Source organism: Stenotrophomonas sp. MYb57, from assembly GCF_002966815.1.
GTDB classification, from domain to species: Bacteria; Pseudomonadota; Gammaproteobacteria; order Xanthomonadales; family Xanthomonadaceae; genus Stenotrophomonas; species Stenotrophomonas indicatrix.
The window spans coordinates 3,855,677-3,874,335 of record NZ_CP023271.1; the positions used below are offsets into that span (position 1 = coordinate 3,855,677).

Annotated in this window: 15 protein-coding genes; 8 read left to right on the forward strand and 7 right to left on the reverse strand. The window is 66.7% G+C overall.

Annotated features, from left to right (window positions below; all coding sequences use genetic code 11):
• Genes leuC through leuB form a run of 3 tightly spaced genes read left to right on the forward strand, consistent with a single transcriptional unit; the run spans position 1 to position 3,048 of the window.
• Positions 1–1,419, forward strand: a complete 1,419-nt coding sequence (gene leuC, locus CLM74_RS17620; protein WP_025874146.1) for a 3-isopropylmalate dehydratase large subunit — start codon at positions 1–3, stop codon at positions 1,417–1,419.
• The gene (leuD, locus tag CLM74_RS17625) at positions 1,419–1,997 is read left to right on the forward strand and encodes a 3-isopropylmalate dehydratase small subunit (RefSeq protein ID WP_105164611.1); all 579 of its coding nucleotides are present in this window, start codon (positions 1,419–1,421) and stop codon (positions 1,995–1,997) included. The genes leuC and leuD overlap by 1 nt, the downstream gene beginning before the upstream one ends.
• Positions 1,987–3,048 carry a 3-isopropylmalate dehydrogenase gene (gene leuB / locus CLM74_RS17630; protein WP_049465740.1) on the forward strand — a complete coding sequence of 354 codons (1,062 nt, stop codon included), beginning with the start codon at positions 1,987–1,989 and terminating at the stop codon, positions 3,046–3,048. Before leuD ends, leuB begins: the two co-directional genes overlap by 11 nt.
• A gap of 62 nt (positions 3,049–3,110) precedes the next feature.
• Here leuB and CLM74_RS17635 read toward each other — a convergent pair whose 3' ends face one another.
• Complete coding sequence (locus CLM74_RS17635; protein ID WP_105164612.1) at positions 3,111–4,184, reverse strand: hypothetical protein; 1,074 nt, start codon at positions 4,182–4,184, stop codon at positions 3,111–3,113.
• A 159-nt stretch (positions 4,185–4,343) separates the two neighbouring features.
• Positions 4,344–5,117 (reverse strand): SDR family oxidoreductase, encoded by a 774-nt coding sequence (locus CLM74_RS17640; RefSeq protein ID WP_105164613.1) that lies wholly within the window; start codon positions 5,115–5,117, stop codon positions 4,344–4,346.
• Positions 5,118–5,233: 116 nt separating this feature from the next.
• Here CLM74_RS17640 and CLM74_RS17645 point away from each other — a divergent pair, with 116 nt between their 5' ends.
• Positions 5,234–6,142: a LysR family transcriptional regulator gene (locus tag CLM74_RS17645; RefSeq protein WP_025874141.1), complete on the forward strand. Its 909-nt coding sequence runs from the start codon at positions 5,234–5,236 to the stop codon at positions 6,140–6,142.
• Positions 6,143–6,700: 558 nt separating this feature from the next.
• Here CLM74_RS17645 and CLM74_RS17650 read toward each other — a convergent pair.
• Together CLM74_RS17650 and CLM74_RS17655 are read right to left on the reverse strand one after the other, a co-directional pair.
• Positions 6,701–9,862: an efflux RND transporter permease subunit gene (locus tag CLM74_RS17650; RefSeq protein WP_105164614.1), complete on the reverse strand. Its 3,162-nt coding sequence runs from the start codon at positions 9,860–9,862 to the stop codon at positions 6,701–6,703.
• 3 nt (positions 9,863–9,865) lie between these two features.
• Complete coding sequence (locus CLM74_RS17655) at positions 9,866–11,002, reverse strand: efflux RND transporter periplasmic adaptor subunit (RefSeq protein ID WP_105164615.1); 1,137 nt, start codon at positions 11,000–11,002, stop codon at positions 9,866–9,868.
• Positions 11,003–11,125: 123 nt separating this feature from the next.
• On the opposite strand from CLM74_RS17655, the gene CLM74_RS17660 reads away from it, so the two are divergent.
• From CLM74_RS17660 to CLM74_RS17670, 3 genes are all read left to right on the forward strand, one after another.
• A complete protein-coding gene (locus tag CLM74_RS17660; RefSeq protein ID WP_025874138.1) occupies positions 11,126–11,806 on the forward strand; it encodes a TetR/AcrR family transcriptional regulator in 681 nt (226 codons plus the stop codon).
• A gap of 136 nt (positions 11,807–11,942) precedes the next feature.
• Positions 11,943–12,590: a protein-L-isoaspartate O-methyltransferase gene (locus CLM74_RS17665; RefSeq protein ID WP_032975442.1), complete on the forward strand. Its 648-nt coding sequence runs from the start codon at positions 11,943–11,945 to the stop codon at positions 12,588–12,590.
• 16 nt (positions 12,591–12,606) lie between these two features.
• On the forward strand, positions 12,607–13,965 hold the full coding sequence (locus CLM74_RS17670) for a TolC family outer membrane protein (protein WP_025874136.1): 1,359 nt from the start codon (positions 12,607–12,609) through the stop codon (positions 13,963–13,965).
• 84 nt (positions 13,966–14,049) lie between these two features.
• Here CLM74_RS17670 and CLM74_RS17675 read toward each other — a convergent pair whose 3' ends face one another.
• The gene (locus CLM74_RS17675) at positions 14,050–15,372 is read right to left on the reverse strand and encodes an amino acid transporter (RefSeq protein ID WP_234003383.1); all 1,323 of its coding nucleotides are present in this window, start codon (positions 15,370–15,372) and stop codon (positions 14,050–14,052) included.
• A 235-nt stretch (positions 15,373–15,607) separates the two neighbouring features.
• Positions 15,608–16,906 carry a lipid IV(A) 3-deoxy-D-manno-octulosonic acid transferase gene (gene waaA, locus CLM74_RS17680; RefSeq protein WP_025874134.1) on the reverse strand — a complete coding sequence of 433 codons (1,299 nt, stop codon included), beginning with the start codon at positions 16,904–16,906 and terminating at the stop codon, positions 15,608–15,610.
• Between the two features lie 60 nt (positions 16,907–16,966).
• On the opposite strand from waaA, the gene CLM74_RS17685 reads away from it, so the two are divergent.
• Complete coding sequence (locus tag CLM74_RS17685; protein ID WP_025874133.1) at positions 16,967–17,884, forward strand: LpxL/LpxP family Kdo(2)-lipid IV(A) lauroyl/palmitoleoyl acyltransferase; 918 nt, start codon at positions 16,967–16,969, stop codon at positions 17,882–17,884.
• A gap of 103 nt (positions 17,885–17,987) precedes the next feature.
• On the opposite strand, the gene CLM74_RS17690 is transcribed toward CLM74_RS17685, so the two are convergent.
• The gene (locus CLM74_RS17690; RefSeq protein WP_105164616.1) at positions 17,988–18,437 is read right to left on the reverse strand and encodes a transposase; all 450 of its coding nucleotides are present in this window, start codon (positions 18,435–18,437) and stop codon (positions 17,988–17,990) included.
• Positions 18,438–18,659 lie beyond the last annotated feature (222 nt).

Genomic DNA, 18,659 nt, shown 5'->3' on the forward strand with positions numbered 1-18,659 from the left:
ATGACTTCCGCACCCCGCACCCTGTACGACAAACTGTGGGACGCCCACGTGGTGGTTCCAGAAACCGACAGCGCGCCCGCCGTGCTGTATATCGACCTGCACCTGATCCATGAAGTGACCTCGCCGCAGGCTTTCACCGAGCTGCGCGAGCGTGGCCTGAAGCCGCGCCGTCCGGATCGGACCAAGGCCACGATGGACCATTCAACGCCGACCCTGCCGGCCGCTGCCGACGGTACGCTGCCCTACGCCAGTGCCGCCTCCGAAGCACAGGTCGCGATGCTGGCGCGCAACTGCGCCGAGCACGGCATCGAACTGTTCGACATGGCCTCGGACAACCGCGGCATCGTCCACGTGATCGCACCGGAACAGGGCTTCACCCAGCCGGGCATGACCATCGTCTGCGGCGACAGCCACACCTCCACCCACGGCGCATTCGGGTCGCTGGCCTTCGGCATCGGCACCAGCGAAGTCGGCCATGTGCTGGCCACGCAGTGCCTGCTGCAGCGCAAGGCGAAGACACTGGCGATCACCGTCGATGGCAAGGTCGCACCGGGTATCGGCGCCAAGGACGTGGTCCTGCACATCATCGGCGTGATCGGCGTCAATGGCGGCACCGGGCACGTGATCGAGTTCCGCGGCAGCACCATCGAAGCGATGGACATGGAACAGCGCATGACCCTGTGCAACATGTCGATCGAAGCCGGTGCACGCGCCGGCATGGTCGCTCCCGACCAGGTGACATTCGACTTCGTCGCCAATACGCCGCGTGGCCCCAAGGGCGCCGACTTCGACGCTGCCGTTGCCCGCTGGACGCAGCTGCGCAGCGATGAAGGCGCGCGCTTCGACAGCGAGGTACACATCGATGCCGCCGATATCCGCCCGACCCTGACCTGGGGCACCCACCCCGGCACCGCCATCGCGGTGGATGCGCCGATCCCGGCGGCCAACGATGCCGCCGCGCAGAAGGGCCTGGATTACATGCACTTCCAGGCGGGACAGACGCTGGCCGGCACGCCCGTGGACGTGGTGTTCGTCGGCTCCTGCACCAATGGCCGGCTGAGCGACATGCGCGAAGTGGCACAGGTGCTGCGTGGCCGTCGCATCGCCGAGCGCGTGCGCATGCTGGTGGTGCCTGGTTCTGAAATCGTCAAGCGCCAGGCCGAGGCCGAAGGCATCCATGAGATCGTGCGCGCGGCCGGTGCCGAATGGCGCGAGCCGGGCTGTTCGATGTGCATCGCCATGAATGGTGACCTGGTCGCCCCCGGCCAACTGGCGGTCAGCACCAGCAACCGCAACTTCGAAGGCCGCCAGGGCCCGGGCTCGCGCACGCTGCTGGCCTCGCCGATGAGTGCTGCCTGGGCCGCGGTGCAGGGCCACGTCGCCGATGCCCGTGAGCTGTTCGCCCAGGAGGTGGCCTGATGAGCGGCTTCCGCACCCTGAGCTCGGCCAGCGTGGTGCTGCGCCAGACCAACATCGACACCGACCAGATCATTCCGGCGCGGTTCCTGTCCACCACCGAGCGTGCTGGCCTGGGCCGCAATGCGTTCAACGACTGGCGCTGGCAGACCGATGGCTCGCCCGTGGCGGACTTCGCCTTCAACCAACCGCACAACGCCGGCCGCAGCATCCTGCTGGCCGGGCGCAACTTCGGCTGCGGCTCATCGCGCGAACATGCGCCGTGGGCACTGACCGATCTCGGCCTGCGTGCCATCGTCAGCAGCGAGATCGCCGACATCTTCCGCGGCAATTCGCTGAAGAACGGCCTGCTGCCGATCGTACTGGACGAGGCCGACGTGCAGCTGCTGATGCAGCGCCCTGACGATGAGCTGACCATCGACGTTGCGGCGCGCGAGCTGCGCACGCCCGATGGCCGCGTCTACTCCTTCCCGTTGGACGGCTTCTCGCAGACCTGCCTGCTGGAAGGCGTCGATCAACTGGGTTATCTGTTGGGCCGTGTCCCTGAAATCGAACGTTACGAGAGTGAGCATGCACGCTGAAATTGTTGTCCTGCCCGGTGATGGCATCGGCCCGGAAGTGGCCGCCGCCGCGGTCGCCGTTCTGAACGCCGTCGCCAAGCGCTTCAACCACACCTTCACCTTCAGCGAGCACGACATCGGTGGTATCGCCATCGACCGCCACGGCGAACCGCTGCCGGCGTCGACCCTGGCCGCGTGCCAAGCCGCCAACGCTGTGCTGCTGGGCGCCGTGGGCGGGCCGAAGTGGTCCGACCCGAACGCCAAGGTCCGCCCGGAACAGGGCCTGCTGGCGATCCGCAAGGCGCTGGGCCTGTATGCCAACCTGCGTCCGGTGCGCACCCATGAAGCCGCACTGCACGCCTCGCCGATCAAGGCCGAGCTGCTGCAGGGCGTGGACTTCGTCGTGGTGCGCGAACTGACCGGTGGCATCTACTTCGGCGACAAGACCCGCGATGCCGACAGCGCAAGCGATCTGTGCCGCTACACCGTGGCCGAGATCGAGCGTGTGCTGCGCAGTGCCTTCCGGTTGGCGCAGCAGCGTCGCGGCAAGGTCACTTCGGTGGACAAGGCCAACGTGCTGGAAACCTCACGCCTGTGGCGTGACGTGGCCGCGCGCATCGGCCGCGAGGAATTCCCGGACGTGGCGCTGGAACACCAGCTGGTCGATTCCATGGCGATGCATCTGCTGGCCAAGCCGCGCGAGTACGACGTGATCGTGACCGAGAACATGTTCGGCGACATCCTCACCGATGAGGCCTCGATGCTGGCCGGTTCGCTGGGCCTGCTGCCATCGGCATCGCTGGGCGAGCCGGGTGCGGTGGGTATCTACGAGCCGATCCACGGCTCGGCGCCGGACATCGCCGGCAAGGGCATCGCCAACCCGTACGCCACGATCTTCAGCGCGGCGATGCTGCTGCGCCATTCGCTGGGGCTGGAAGACGAAGCAGCAGCGGTGGAAACGGCGGTGCACGCGGTGCTGGACGATGGCGTGTTCACCGCAGACCTGGCCGCCAAGGGCCACGCGGTGAGCACGGCGACGGCCACCGACGCGGTGCTGGCCAAACTGGGATGAGTGATCGGGGTACCGGACGGCGTCCGGTACCCGTTCTCTCTGCGCATCCCGCACTGACTCACTCAGTGCGGGATGTTCGCGCTCTGCGGATCGCTCGCGGCCGCGCGCATCTGCGAGCTGCTGCATCCGGTCAGGACAGTGCCGTCGTCAGCTCTGGCCACCACGCGTTCATGGATTCGGATGCTGCCTGAAGGCAAGCCGCTGCGCGATGCTTCGCGTTGCCAGACCTGCACGCCGGCCTGCTGGTGAGCAGTTGTCAGACCGGCATCGAGCAACACGCTTGCCACGTTGATTCTGCCAAGGTCTGCAGCGAACAGGCCGGCCGGTGCGGCCAGCACCTTGTCGGTGGCGATGCCCTGGATCTGCAGCGGCGTCTGCAGTTCGATCTGGAAGACGGGAAGCACCGTGCCGTTGATCGCATGCGTGGGTGCCGACACTGCGTGCACCTCTGCCGGCCATTCGCCCTGCGGCTGTTCCATCACCTGCTGCAGCAAGCGCCCGACGCGGCGCAGGGCCGCATCGTCGGCACGGCACACGATGGCCGCTGTGAGGTCATTGGCATCTGCACGCTGCTGCCGATCCAGTGGCAACGCTCCCTGCGTGCTGGCAGCTGCGGCAGTACATCCCAACCGATAGCCGTCGCCATCGCTGCTCACCATGATCGACGTGGCCGACGTGTTGCCATCAACCGATCGTGCGGACCACACCCGGAAGGGTTCACGCAGCGTGCTCGACTGCAGCTGCAGGCCGTGGCGGGCAACGATACGATCACGCGCTGCAGCATCGATGGCAATGGACAACCCCTGCGCGTCTGCGAAAACGCGCTGGGTCCGGACGCCCTGCGCGGTCAACGGCACCGGCATATCGATGACCGTCACCGAAGCAGCGTCGGCGTCTCCGGCCTGCTCGAAATGCCAGTCACGCAGATGCAGCGGGCGACCGGCCGGATCGCCGTAACGTGCCGCCCGCAGGGTGCTGGCGACGGTCTGCCGGGTATCTGCACTGGCACGGCATTCGAGCACGGCAAGCAGGTTCTGCTGGAAGCGCAGGGCCTCGGTCTGCGCCGGCTCTGCATCGGCATGACCGCAGCAGGCAACCAGCATCAGCACGCAAGCGCGGATCGTGCGAGGGAACATACAGGCTCTCAGGCCCCGGGACAGCCCGCTATTGTGCCCGTGAACGCCCTGAAGCTGTCCACTTGGGGATCAACAGTAGATCCAAGCCATGCGTGGATGAAGCCAAGAGCATCCACGCATGGCGTGGATCTACTGCGCAAACCCAAGTCTCGCGTGTCTCTACTTGGTGGTGTAACCGCCATTGACCAGGATGGTCTGCCCGGTCATCCACCAACCGTCGGTCACCAGGAAGCGGATCCACGGCACGATGTCGGCGATATCGGTCAGACCGGTGCGGGTGAACGCCGACAGCGCCGCGGCGGTCTTGTGATACGCCTGCGCATCGGCACTCTCGGCCGGATAGAAGAACGGCGTATCCATTGGCCCGGGGCCGATCGCGGTCACCGAGATTCCACGCTCGCCAAACTCCTTCGATGCCGCGCGGGTGAAGTGTTCCACCGGCGCCTTGGTGCCCGCGTAGCTGGAATAGAACGGCGTGAACGCGCCCAGCAGCGACGTGACCAGCGTGCAGATGCGGCCGCCGTCGTTAACATGGCGCCCTGCCTCCTTGAGGAAGAAAAAGGCCGTCTTCGCATTGACCGCGCTCATCTGGTCGTACTCCGCTTCGCTGATGTCCAGCATCGGCTTCTTCAGCACTTTGCCGACGGTGTTGATGGCGATGTCGGGGCGACCGACGGCGGCGACCGCGTCGGCGAACAGGCGCTCCATCGCAGCGGCCGAGGTCAGATCGGCCTGCAACGCCACGGCCTTGGCACCTGCGGCCTGCACCGCCGCAACGGTCGCCTCGGCGTCGGCCTGGGTGGCGGCGCTGTTGTAGTGGATGACGATGGCCTTGGCGCCCTGTTCGGCGAAGTCGCGGGCGATCAGCCCGCCTAGGTTCTTGGCACCGCCGGCGATCAGCGCGGTCTTGCCCTGGATACGGTGGTCGGTCATGGCATCGGTCTCGGGAAGAGGCTGCCGGGCTGGCAACCCTGTGCCGACGACGATATCGTGCAGAAATTGCGGATAAAGACCGCAACATTGACTTAACTTTCCAAAGCGGGCGAACAATGGACCGGATCGAGCGTTTCCGCATCTTTGCCCGGGTGGTGGAGTGCACCAGCTTCACCCGCGCCGCCGACCAGCTCGGCCTGCCCCGCTCCACTGTCTCGGCGGCCGTGGCGGAACTCGAGCAGCGCCTGGGCACGCGCCTGCTGCAGCGGTCCACCCGCAGGGTCTCCACCACCCACGACGGCGACACCTTCTACGTGCGCTGCCTGCGCCTGATCGCCGAGGTGGAAGACGCCGAGTCGCTGTTCCGCCAGGACGACGCACAGCCGAGTGGCCTGTTGAAGATCGATGTACCCAGCCGGATCGGCCGCCGCATCATCGCCCCGGCGCTGCCGGACTTCTTCGCACGGCACCCCCAGGTCGAGCTGGACCTGGGCATGACCGATCGCGCGGTGAATCTGATCGAGGACGGCTGCGATGCGGTGCTGAGGGTGGGCCAGCTGGGTGACTCCAGCCTGGTGGCCCGCACGCTGGGCCAGCTGGACTTCGTCAACGTTGCCGCGCCGGCGTACCTGCACGCGCACGGCGTACCGCAGCACCCCACCGACCTGCAGCAGCACCGCGCGGTGAACTATGCGTCGCCGACCACGGCGCGGGTGGAGCCGTGGGAATGGCAGGACGGCGCGCAGCTGCGCACGCTGCCGATGCCCGGCTGGGTGCGGGTGAACAGCGCCGAGGCGTCGATTGCCTGCTGCGTAGCAGGGCTGGGACTGCTGCAGATTCCACGCTACGACGTGCAGGCCGAACTGCAAACCGGTGCGCTGGTGGAAGTGATGCCCCAGTACGCGGCGCAGCCGCTGCCGGTGACCCTGTTGCTGCCGCACCGGCAGCATCGCGCGCAACGTGTGCAGGTGTTCCTGGATTGGCTGGTGCCGCTGCTGCGTGAGCGGCTGCAGTTGCAGGGGTGATCGGCCGGGCGGCTGCCCGGCGCCCGCAGATGCAACTGCAACTACAAAAGCCAGAGCGGCTCTGGGTTGTTGCCTGGTTGGCGGGGAGGGGGGCAGCTGGCGGGACACGCCGCAAGTACGTCCCTGTAGGCTCGTCCACGGCATCCATGCCGTGGACGGTCCCGCCAGCGGCCCCCTCCCCGCCTCCGACAATTGCCCGATGACGGTTGGTGGATCCACGCCGTGCGTGGATGAGGTGTATCGGAAAGCACAAAGGGGTCGGATCCGTTTTCCAATGGAAAACGGATCCGACCCCAACCATCAGCACGCGGCTGTTGCTGTTGCCGTTGCTTTTCGCACTTCTTTTTTCTCTTCCTGCGGTGCAGGCCACAGGAAACTGTCAGGGGCCGGGTGGGTGGGCTGGGCGGGGGTGTCAGCCGCATGGATGCGGCTGCCAAGCCTACAAGGACGTACTTGCGGCGTCCCCCGAACAGCCCACCCAACCGGCCCAGACCAGCGATCCCGCTTCTGAACCCACCGCAGAGGGGGCGCAGCCCGGTGGCCGGGAAACCCGGGGCATCACGCCCCGGATTCGTCCGGCTTGACCCGGAACCATGCCGCATACAGCGCCGGCAGGAACACCAGCGTCAGCACCGTGCCGACAATCAATCCACCCATGATCGAAATCGCCATCGAGCCATAGAAAGCGCTGCGCGACAGCGGGATCATCGCCAGCACCGCCGCCAGCGCAGTCAGCACAATCGGGCGGAAACGCCGCACCGTCGCATCGATGATCGAATGCCAGCGGTCATGCCCGGCATCGATGTCCTGCTGGATCTGGTCGATCAGGATCACCGAGTTGCGCATGATCATGCCCGCCAGCGCGATGGTGCCCAGCAGCGCCACGAAGCCGAACGGCGCGCGGAACAGCAACAGGAACAGCGTCGCGCCGATGATGCCCAGCGGAGCGGTCACCAGCACCATCGCCGCACGCGAGAAGCTGCGCAGCTGCAGCATCAGCAACGTGGCCACCACGATCAGGAACAGCGGCATGCCGGCCTTGATCGAGTTCTGCCCGCGCGCCGAATCCTCCACCGAGCCGCCGGTCTCCAGCAGGTAGCCGCTGGGCAGGTCGGCACGGATGCCATCCAGGGTCGGCACGATCTGCTGCACCACGTCCAGCGGCTGCATGCCATCGCTGATGTCGGCACGCACGGTCACCGTCGGCAGACGGTTGCGGTGCCAGATGATGCCGTCCTCGAAGGCGTATTCCAGCCGCGCGACCTGCGACAGCGTCACCGCAGTGCCACTGCTGGTCGGAATCGCCAGGCTGCCGAGCAGGTCCAGCTGCGCGCGCTCGTTGTCCGGGCCACGCAGCAGCATCTCGATCTGGCGGTTGCCTTCGCGATAGGTGCTCACGCTCATGCCCGACAACGAGCTGCTGAGGAACTGGCTGACCTGCGCACTGCTGACGCCCAGCGCGCGGGCGCGGTCCTGGTCGATCACCAGCCGCACCACCTTGCTCGGCTCGCTCCAGTCCAGGTTCACGTTCATCACGTGCGGGTTCTCGCGCACCTTGGCCTCGACCTGGCGCGCGATCGCCTGCACCTGTGCGATGTGCTCGCCGGACACGCGCATCTGCACCGGATAACCGACCGGCGGCCCGTTCTCCAGGCGCGTCACCCGCATCTGCACATCCGGGAACTGACTGATCACGTCCTTCAGCATCCAGTCGCGGGTCGATTCGCGGGCCTTGGCGTCTTCGGTGAGCACCACGAACTGGGCGAAGTTGGTGGCCGGCAGCTGCTGGTCCAGCGGCAGGTAGAAGCGCGGCGAACCGGTGCCGACGTAGGCCACGTAGTTGCTGATGCCTTCGCGCCCCTTCAGCAGCTTCTCCAGCTTGTCGGCCTGTGCCTGGGTCGCGGCCAGCGACGCACCTTCGGCCAGCTCGATGTCCACCATAAGTTCCGGGCGGGTCGAGTCGGGGAAGAACTGCTGTGGCACGAAGCGGAACAGCATCAACGAACCGATGAACAGTGCAATGGTCGCAGCGATCACCCACCAGCGATGGCGCAGGCAGGTATCCAGGAACGCCCGGAAGCGCGTGTAGAACGGCCGCTGGTACGGATCATGATCGTGCGCATGCTCCTTCGGTGCGATCCAGCGCGCGAGTGAAGGATGCCGGTCGGCCCACTGCAGGCGCTTGGCGCGCCAGCGGCCGGCCAGGCTGTCCGGCTTCGGCAGCTGCGGGTTGAACAGGTTCGGCAGCATCTTGTCACCCAGGTACGGGATGAACAGCACTGCCGCGATCCACGACACCACCAGCGCGATGGTCACCACCTGGAACAGCGAACGGGTGTACTCACCCGTGCTGGATGCCGCCGTGGCGATGGGCAGGAAGCCAGCGGCAGTGATCAGGGTACCGGTCAACATCGGGAAGGCGGTGGATTCCCAGGCGAAACTGGCCGCGCGCAGGCGGTCGTAGCCCTGCTCCATCTTGGTGGCCATCATCTCCACCGCGATGATCGCATCGTCCACCAGCAGGCCCAGTGCCAGCACCAGTGCACCCAGCGAAATCTTGTGCAGGCCGATATCGAAGTAGTGCATGACGAAGAAGGTCATCGCCAGCACCAACGGGATGGTCACGCCCACCACCAGGCCGGTACGCAGGCCCAGCGAGAAGAAGCTGACCAGCAGCACGATCACCACCGCTTCGGTGAGCACCTGCACGAACTCGCCCACCGACTCTTCCACCGCATGCGGCTGGTCGGACACCTTGCGCAGCTGCATGCCGGCCGGCAGGGTCTTCTGCAGGCGTTCGAACTCGGCATCCAGGGTGGCACCGAGCTTGAGGATGTCTCCGCCGTCCTTCATCGCCACCGCCAGGCCGATCGCATCCTGGCCCATGAAGCGCATCTTCGGCGAGGCCGGATCGGCAAAGCCACGCTTGACCTCGGCGATGTCGCCCAGATGCAACGTGCGTTCACCGGCCTGGATCGGGAATTTGCGGATGTCCTCGATCGAATCGAACTGACCGGTCACGCGCAGCTGCACGCGATCGGTCGGGGTTTCGAAGAAGCTGGTGGCGCTGACCGCGTTCTGGTCGGCCAGCGCCTGCTGCACCTGCTGCAGCGATACGCCCAGCGTGGCCAGCTTGGTGTTGGACAGCTCGATCCACACCTTCTCGTCCTGCAGGCCGACCAGGTCGATCTTGCCGACGTCGGGCACGCGCTGCAGCTCCAGCTGGATGCGGTCGGCATAGTCGCGCATCACCGCGTAGTCGAAGCCTTCGCCGGTCAACGCGTAGATGTTGCCGAAGGTGTCGCCGAACTCATCGTTGTAGAAGGGCCCGACGATCTCCCTCGGCAGCGTCGCGCGGATATCGCCCACGCGCTTGCGCACCTGGTACCACAGGTCCGGGATCTGCTTGGAGCGCAGGCTGTCGCGCGCCATGAAGATCACCTGCGATTCGCCCGGCCGCGAGTACGAACGGATGAATTCGTACTCGCCGGTGTTCATCAGCGCTTTTTCGATCGGCTCGGTCACCTGCCGCGAGACCTGCTCGGCGGTGGCGCCCGGCCACATCGTGCGTACCACCATCGCCTTGAAGGTGAAGGGCGGATCTTCGGACTGGCCCAGGTGCTTGTACGACCAGGCACCGATGACGGCGAACGCCAGCATCGCGAACAACACCAGCGCACGGTTGCCCAGCGCCCATTCGGAGAGATTGAAGCGGCGCACGGGTCAGCGCCCCTTGCCTGCGGCCGGCGCCGGCTTGGCGACCGACGGTGCCAGCACCGGGCGGTTCTGGCGGTCGACCGGCGTCACCACCTGGCCTTCGCGCAGCAGATGGCCGCCGGCAGCGACCACCCAGTCCGTCGCGCCCACGCCGGACACGACCGGCACGGCCTGCGCGCCGTAGGCACCCACCTGCACCGGCGTTGCCTTCAATGCACCGTTGGACGGATTGACCACCCACACGCTGGCCTTGCCATCACTGCCGCGCAGCACGGCCGCCAGCGGCAGCTGCAACGCACCACTGCGCCCGGCGGTGGCAAACACCCGCGCACTCTGGCCCAGTTCCACTTCGCTCAGTGCTTCCGGCGCCAGGCTCACGCGCGTGGCATAGGTGCGCGCCTGTGCATCGGCGGCCGGGGCGATCTCGCGCAGGGTGCCCGGCAGCAGCTGGCCCGGACGGTTCCACAGTTCCACCTGCACCGACTGGCCGACCTTGTAGTCGCGGATGCTGCTTTCCGGCAGCGCGATCAGCACCTCACGGCCACCATCGGCGGCCAGGGTGAACACCGTCTGCCCCGCGCTCACGACCTGCCCGGCTTCGGCCTGGCGGCTGGCGATCACGCCATCGGCGGGTGCGCGCAGCTGCGCGTACTCGGCCTGGTTGCGGGCCACGGCGAGGTTGGCCCGGGCGGCGTTGGCCTGGCCCTGTGCAGCCTTGAATGCCGCCGTCTGCTGGTCCAGTGCCGAGCGGCTCACCAGCTGGTCTTCCGCCAGCTTGGCATAGCGCTTCTGGTCATCGCGCGCGCGCACCAGGTCTGCTTCCGCCGCCGCCAGCTGCGCCTGCGACGCCGCCGCCTGCGAGGCGTAGTCGGCCGCATCCAGCTCGGCCAGCAGCTGGCCCTTCTTCACCCGCTCGCCTGCGTCGACGAGGCGCTTGACCAGGTTGCCGCCAACCCGGAACGACAGTGGGCTTTCCTGGCGGGCACGCACCTCGCCGGGGTAGGCGGCCGCGGCCTGTCCATCCTGCGTGGTGGGATGCACCACCAGCACCGGGATGGCCGCCGCCGGCTCGGCGGCCTGCTTGCCGCACGCTGCCAACACCACGACCAGTACGCCTACGCCCAACCAACGCATGTTTTTCATGAGGTACAGGACCTGAAAAGAAATCCGGGGGGAACGCGCCGGCAACATACTGTTGCAACGCGGACATTAGTGAACCAGCCGGTATAGTATAAATATCGAACCGCTTGGTCTAGTATTAGCGGAATGAGTTCTCCCACTTCCCGAAAGCCGACGGCCAAGCCCGCTGCCAAGGCTGCCGGTCCCGGGCGCCCCAAGGATCTGGGCAAGCGCGCGGCAATACTCGAGGCAGCCAAGACACTGTTCATTGAACAGGGCTACAGCGGCGTGAGCATGGACAGCATTGCTGCCCAGGCCGGCGTCTCGAAGCTGACCGTCTACAGCCATTTCGGCGACAAAGAGACCCTGTTCTCCGAAGCTGTGCAGTCCAAGTGCATCGAGATGCTGCCCGACGCGCTGTTCGTGGCCGACGTCGAAGGCCCCCTGCGTGACCAGTTGCTGGGCATCGGCATGGCGTTCTTCGAGATGATCACCTCCGACGCGGCCCTGTCGATCCAGCGGATGATGATGGCGCCGGAGACCGACGAGCGCCTGCGCGAACTGTTCTGGCAGGCGGGCCCGCAACGCACCTGCGAGGCACTGGCCGACTTCATGCGTTCGCGTGCCGAGCGCGGCGAACTGGATATCCCCGACTGCTACATCGCCGGCCAGCAGTTCCTGACCCTGGTGAAGGGCGAAGTGCACATGCATATGATGTGCGGCATGCCACTGTCCCCCGTCGAGACCGATGCTGCGATCCATGTGGCCGCCAGTGTGGATTTCTTCCTGCGCGCCTACGCGCCGCGGGGGGCTGGGCACGCTGGATAACCAAAACTGAACGAACCGGAGGTCGCGATGACTTCCGGCACTGCGACCCCGGCCACCCCGCAGCTGATGCTCTGGGCGCGCCGCCGGCCTCCGGCACCGGTAAAATGGCCGGCCCACTGCGCTGGATTTGAACCTCATGACGATTGATTACGCCCACGCCCGCGAACTGATGGTGGAACAGCAGATCCGTCCCTGGGACGTGCTGGACATCAAGGTGCTCGACGTCCTGGCCCGCCTGCCGCGCGAGGCCTTCGTCGCCGACGCGCACCGGGCGCTGGCCTATGCCGATGTCGAACTGCCGATCGGCAACGGCCAGAAGATGATGAAGCCGGTCATCGAGGGCCGTACCCTGCAGGCACTGGATCTGCAGCCGGGTGACGAAGTGCTGGAAATCGGCACCGGCAGCGGCTTCCTGTCGGCCTGCATCGGCGCGCTGGCGCGCGACGTGCTGAGCCTGGAAATCGATCCGGAACTGGCCGCCGCTGCGCGCGCCCGCCTGGATGCCACCGGCCTGGGCACCAACGTGCGCGTGGAAGTGGCCGATGGCCTGGCCTGGCAGACCGAACGCCGCTTCGACGTGATCTGTGTCACTGGCGCCGTTGACGTGGTGCCGTCACAGTTTGCTTCGTGGTTGCGTCCGGGTGGTCGCCTGTATGTCATCCAGGGCCGTTCGCCGGCAATGGAAGCACTGCTGGTGAAGGCCGATGGCAGCACCGAGTCGCTGTTCGAGACCGATATCGATTACCTGCGTGGTGCCGCCCCGGCCCCCCAGTTCCACCTCTGAGTCCAAGGAAGCCGCAATGATCCGCCGATCCCTCGCTGTTGCGCTGGCCACTGCCCTGCTGCCGTTGTCCGCCCATGCCGCCGACCTGCTGCAGGTCTATGAAATGGCGCGCAATGGTGACCCGCAGCTGTCCGCCGCCGAATCCACCCGGCTGTACGACAAGGAAGGCGCCGTGCAGGCGCGTGCTGCCCTGCTGCCGCAGATCAATGGCCAGGCCCAGTTGAGCCGCACCCGCACCGAAGCCGACCATGACGCCAACTCCGGCACGGTCACCAGCAAGCGCCGCAACTACACGATCGACGGTTCGCAGACGCTGTTCAACTGGACGCAGATCAACAACCTGCGCTCGCAGCGCGAGCTGAGCAAGGCGGCGGACTTCACCCTCGACTCGGCCAACGACAACCTGATCGTGCGCACCTCGGCGGCCTACTTCAACGTGCTGGTGGCGATCGAATCGCTGAACGCCGCACAGACCAATGAAGCGGCCGCGAAGAAGCAGTTCGACTTCGCCGACAAGCGCCTGGAAGTGGGCCTGGCGCCGATCACCGACGTGCATGAAGCACGCGCCCAGTACGACCAGGCGCGCGCCAACACCATCGTTGCGCAGAACACCCTGGCCGATAACTACCAGGCCCTGACCGAACTGACCGGCCAGCCGGTGGTCAACCTGAAGGGCCTGCCGGCCGATTTCCGTCCGGAAGTGCCGGCCAACCGCGGCAACCTGGACCAGCTGGTGCAGCAGGCGACCACGCAGAATCCGGCGCTGAAGGCGCAGGAGCTGAAGGTCGGTGCCGCCGAAGCCGGCGTGCAGGCCGCCCGTGGCGGTCACTACCCGACCCTGTCGCTGGGCGGCAGCTGGGGCAAGAGCGCAACCTGGGGCGACAGCGTCGGCGCCGGTTCGCTCTCCCCCGATGCACGCACCAACAGCATTGGCCTGACCCTGAGCGTGCCGATCTTCTCCGGCGGCGCCACCCAGTCCGGCGTGCGCCAGGCGCTGGCCCAGCGTGACATCGCCCAGGATGGTTTCGAGCAGCAGAAGCGCGCGCTGGACCGCAACACCCGCAATGCCTACCAGACCCTGGTGCAGGGCATCAGCGAAGTGGAAGCGCGCCGTTTGGCCGTGGTTTCCGCGCAGAGCGCCTACGATGCCTCGCAGGTTGGCCTGGAAGTGGGTACCCGCACCGTGCTGGACGTGATCCAGAACCAGCGCATCCTGTTCTCCGCACAGCTGGATTACGCGCAGGCCCGCTACAACTTCCTGCAGAACCGCCTGCTGCTGAGCCAGGCCGTGGGTGGCCTGGATGTCGCCGAACTGCAGGACATCAACCGCCTGCTGACCCAGGACGCGGGCAACCCGTCGACGACCACGAACTGAGTCGGCGCGACCGGCCTGGTCACAAAGCCACCCGCGAGGGTGGCTTTTTTATTGATTGCAGATGGCCTGCGGTGTGTGGGGGCGCTAGCGCGAACGCCCGGCGCGCCGACGCAACAGGACGCCTGCCAACACGACCGCCAGCACCACCAGCACCGGTAGAAACAGCCGCGACGTGGCTGCCGGCAACAGGCACAGTGCGGTTGCCACTGGGGAGAGCACCATCGGGATCAGCCGTCGTTCGCCGGCCGCGGCCCGCACCTGCCACTGGCTGCGGGCAACGCCGAGGCACACGGCGGCCAGGACCAGCAGGCCTGCAGGCCCCGGCAGCTGTGGAAGCCACCCCTCCGGCAGCGACAGCGCCAACGCCGCCGACAGCACGGTCAGCGCCAGCGTCAGCGGCAAACGCGCACCGGTACCCACTGCGCCGGACTTCGGCGGCCAGACTTCTCTCCCCAGCCGCGCTGCCAACAGCAGCAGCACCAACTGCAGGGCCGCCAGCCCCGCGCCGCCCGCCAACGGCAAAAGTGGCAGCAACCACTGCAGCTGCGGGATCCCCTGCAACGCCACCGACAGCGGCCGCGTGCTGGCCAACGCGGCAAACTCGACAAGGCCCGACTGCAGCGCAGCCAGTACCATCAGCCACAACATCGCCATCAGCACCGCTGCGCCGGCGGCTCTGGAAACCTGCGAACGAGGGCGCGGCACCCGCCCGGAAAACCCTGCCAGCAGGCCTGCACCCAGCAGGACGCCGAGCAATGCCACGCCCGCTGCCAGCACGCCACCCACCCCGAAGCGATAGGGCGCGGTAGCCGATGGCAGCCACGGAATCCAATGCGCGTAGTGCACATGGCGTGCTGCCAGCAACAACAGCAGCAGGCCCACGCCCAGCTTCACCGTCAACAGTGCACTGGCCAACAACAGCGCGCGCGGCGTCCGCAGCACTGCAGCGGCGGCCCCCAACAGCAGCACCAGGATCGCCGCCGCCAGCGGCAAGGGCAGCCACTGCCCGGGTGCGGCGTCGATGACCTCGGCGGCTGCGTACAGATGACGCGCCATCGATTGCGCCAGCCCTGCGATGGTCGCCGTCAGTTCCAGCAGCAGGGCAATCACCAGTACGTCGGCAGGCAGCCTGCCCCAGGCGGCACGCAGCAGACCATGCAGACCCGAAGCATCCGGCAGGCGCCGCATCGCCATGCGCAGGCAATACAGCATCGGCACTGCGCCCAACGCCGCCAGCAACAGGCTGAGGACAATGGCGGGCCCCGCCTGTGCCGCCGTGTGCTGCCCGACCAGGGCGACAACGCTGCCGCCCAACAGCAGGGTCAGCGCCACCACCAGCAGATGGTCGGTGCCCAGCCTCCCGGGCTTCGCGCTGGCGTGCAGCGCGCCTCCGTTGTCGCCGATCATTCAAAGCTCCCTTGATGTCGCCCAAGCGTGGTCGACAACAAGCTGGCAGCCTGACGCGGTAAGCGGAATCGGAATCTGCGCCATACGAACGATGATGTGACAGCTTGCACGCCGTGGTCGGCGCGAGCGGTCCAGCTACGACAGATTCACCACCATCAAGCGGGCTTGATGCAGGCGTTCACGACAGCGCAAAGGCAGGGCGCCCTTGAAACACCTGAGGGCGACAGGCGGGGTCTCAGGCCAGCGGCGGCGGCAGGTGTGGAGCCACCAGCTGCAGGGTCCGCTGCAGCGCGCCGCGGCCATTGCTGACCAGCGTGCAACCGGCGCGGGCCATGTCTTCGCGCGCCTGCACGTCGTCGAGCAGGTGCAGCAGCAGATCACCCACCGCCTGCACGTCTTCGCCGATCAGCAGTGCACCGGCCTCGCGCATGCGCCGCGAGATCTCGGCGAAGTTGTGCAGATGCGGGCCGGTCACCGCTGCGGTACCCATCGCTGCCGGTTCCAGCAGGTTGTGGCCGCCGATGGCCTGCAGGCTGCCACCGACGAAGGCGACCTGGGCACAGCCGTAGAACGGCATCAGTTCGCCCAGCGTGTCGATGACGAAGACATCGCTACGCGCGTCCGGCCACTGCTGTGCGCGCCGTGTCGACACGTTCCAGCCCTGCTCGCGGGCCAGCGCCTCCACCTTGGGGAAGCGCTCCGGATGCCGCGGCGCCCACAGCAGCAGCAGGTCCGGATGCTGCTGGCGCAGGCGGCGGTGCAGGTCGATCACTGCCTGCTCTTCACCATCATGCGTGCTGGCCGCGATCCACACCGGGCGCGTGGCCGGCACATGGGCATGGAACTGTTCGATGAAGGGCTGCACGTCCGGCGTGGCGATGTCGAACTTCAGGTTGCCCAGTGCCTGCACCTGTTCCGGCGCCGCGCCCAGCTGCACGAACCGCGCAGCGTCATCCTGCGACTGTGCGGCCACGCAGGTGACCGTGCGCAGCGCACGCCGGATCAACGCCGCCAGCACGCGGTAGCCGCGCAGCGATCGGGCCGACAGGCGCGCATTGAGGATGTACACCGGAATGCGACGGTCGCGGCAGCCGAACAGCATGTTCGGCCACAGCTCGGTTTCCAGGATCAGCGCCAGGCTGGGCTGGAAGTGCCCCAGGAAGCGGTTGACGCTGCCCGGCACGTCGTACGGCAGGTACACATGGTCCAGCGCATCGCCCCACAGCGCGCGCACCCGTTCCGAGCCGGTCGGGGTGATGGTGGTGATGACCCAGCGAATGTCCGGCCGCTGCGCGCGCAGCGCATTGACCAGCGGCGCAGCGGCGTTGACCTCGCCCACCGAGACCGCATGCAGCCAGACCCGGGGCTGGCCGCTGGGCTGCGGATAGGACGCATAGCGTTCATCCCAGCGCCGGAAGTATTCACGGACCCGGAAGCCGCGCCAGACCAGGTGGTACACGGTGATCGGCAGCAGGAGGTACAGCACGGCCGAGTACAGGCCACGCAGGATCCATTCGACAGGGTCTTTACGCATACGGCAAGGATACGGGAGCCCCCCGGGAAAGACACGCGGCCGGGTTGGTAGAATGGCGGCATGTCCGATGCCACCACCGCCGTCCGTCCGTCGCTGCGTGATCCACGCAACTGGCCGATGTTTGCCGTCATGTTCACTGCCTTCGGGATCGCCCGGCTGCCGTGGACGCTGCAGCGCGTGCTGGGCCGCGGGGTCGGCTCGATCGCCTGGCGCTTGGCCGGCAGCCGCCGCCATGCCGCCGAGGTCAACCTCAAGCTGTGCTTCCCCGAGAAGGACGAGGCCTGGCGCAAGCGCCTGGTGCGCGACAGCTTCGATGCCTTGGGTGTGGGCATCTTCGAATGCGCGCGTTCCTGGTGGGGCAGCATCGACAGCATCCGCCCGCAGGTGCACATCGAAGGGCTGGAACACCTCAAGCAGATGCAGGCCGAAGGCCGCGGCGTGCTGCTGGTCTCGGGCCACTTCATGACTCTGGAAATGTGCGGCCGCCTGCTGTGCGACCACGTCGACCTGTCCGGCATGTACCGCAAGCACAAGAACCCGGTGTACGAGTGGGCGGTGAAGTTCGGCCGCCTGCGCTATGCCAAGGCGATGTACGCCAACGAGGACATCCGCGCGACGGTGCGCCACCTGAAAAAGGGCGGCTTCCTCTGGTACGCGCCCGACCAGGACATGCGCGGCAAGGACACCGTATTCGTGCCGTTCTTCGGCCACACCGCCTCCACCATCACCGCCACCCACCAGCTGGCGCGGATGACCGGTTGTGCGGTCATCCCCTACTTCCATCGCCGCGAAGGCGGGAAGTACTTCCTGAAGATCGGCGCGCCGCTGGAGAATTTCCCCAGCGAGGACGTCGAAGCCGATACCGCGCGGGTCAACCAGGCCATCGAGCAGATGGTGCGCGAGGCACCGGACCAGTACCTGTGGATCCATCGCCGCTTCAAGCGCCAGCCAGGCGGGCGCAGCGATTTCTACAAGTGACGTGAGATTTGGATGGCTCATCCACGCATGGCGTGGATCTACTGGGAATGCCGATCAGTAGATCCACGCCATGCGTGGATGTTCTCTCTTCCGATGCCGGAATCTACAACGGCCAACGACACCAGGCGTGAGGGTAGTCCCCCAGCCCACCAGCCAATCCGGCCCGCACCGGATTGCCCAGGATGTACATCGCGTTGTCATGAAGGGATTCATCGGTACGCACCGCATGGTCGTGATAGCCGTGCTGCCAGAGCGGCCCTTTTCGTCCCGATATCCGGTTCAGCTGCCGGCTGCTGCGTGATTTCAGCAACGCCATGCACTGGGCCAGCGTTCCCTTCTGCAGTTCCATCAACCAGTGCAGGTGGTCGGGCATCACCACCCAGGCGAGGCTGTGGCTGATGCCGCTGCGTTCGACGAAGCGCAGCGCGTCCACCAGCACAGCGACATTGCCTGCGTCGGAGAAGAATGGCTCCCGGCCGTGTGTTGTCGTGGTCAGGGAATAGACATTTCCCGTGCGGGAGTAGCGACCGTAGCGGAGTCTGGGGCTTGCCATGGGGACAGACTGCGGTTTGCCCGGTCATCCTTGCATTGGCGGACCACCCTGCGGCCAGTCGGGAAAAGCCGCGACACCGGCCAGTGTTCATGGGAAAGCCCATCCACGCATGGCGTGGATCTACTGCTCCCCCGCCCGACACGTCCCCGGAGATCCACGCCATGCGTGGATACGACCAGCCACCCCGCACAATCCAGTAGATCCACGCCATGCGTGGATAGG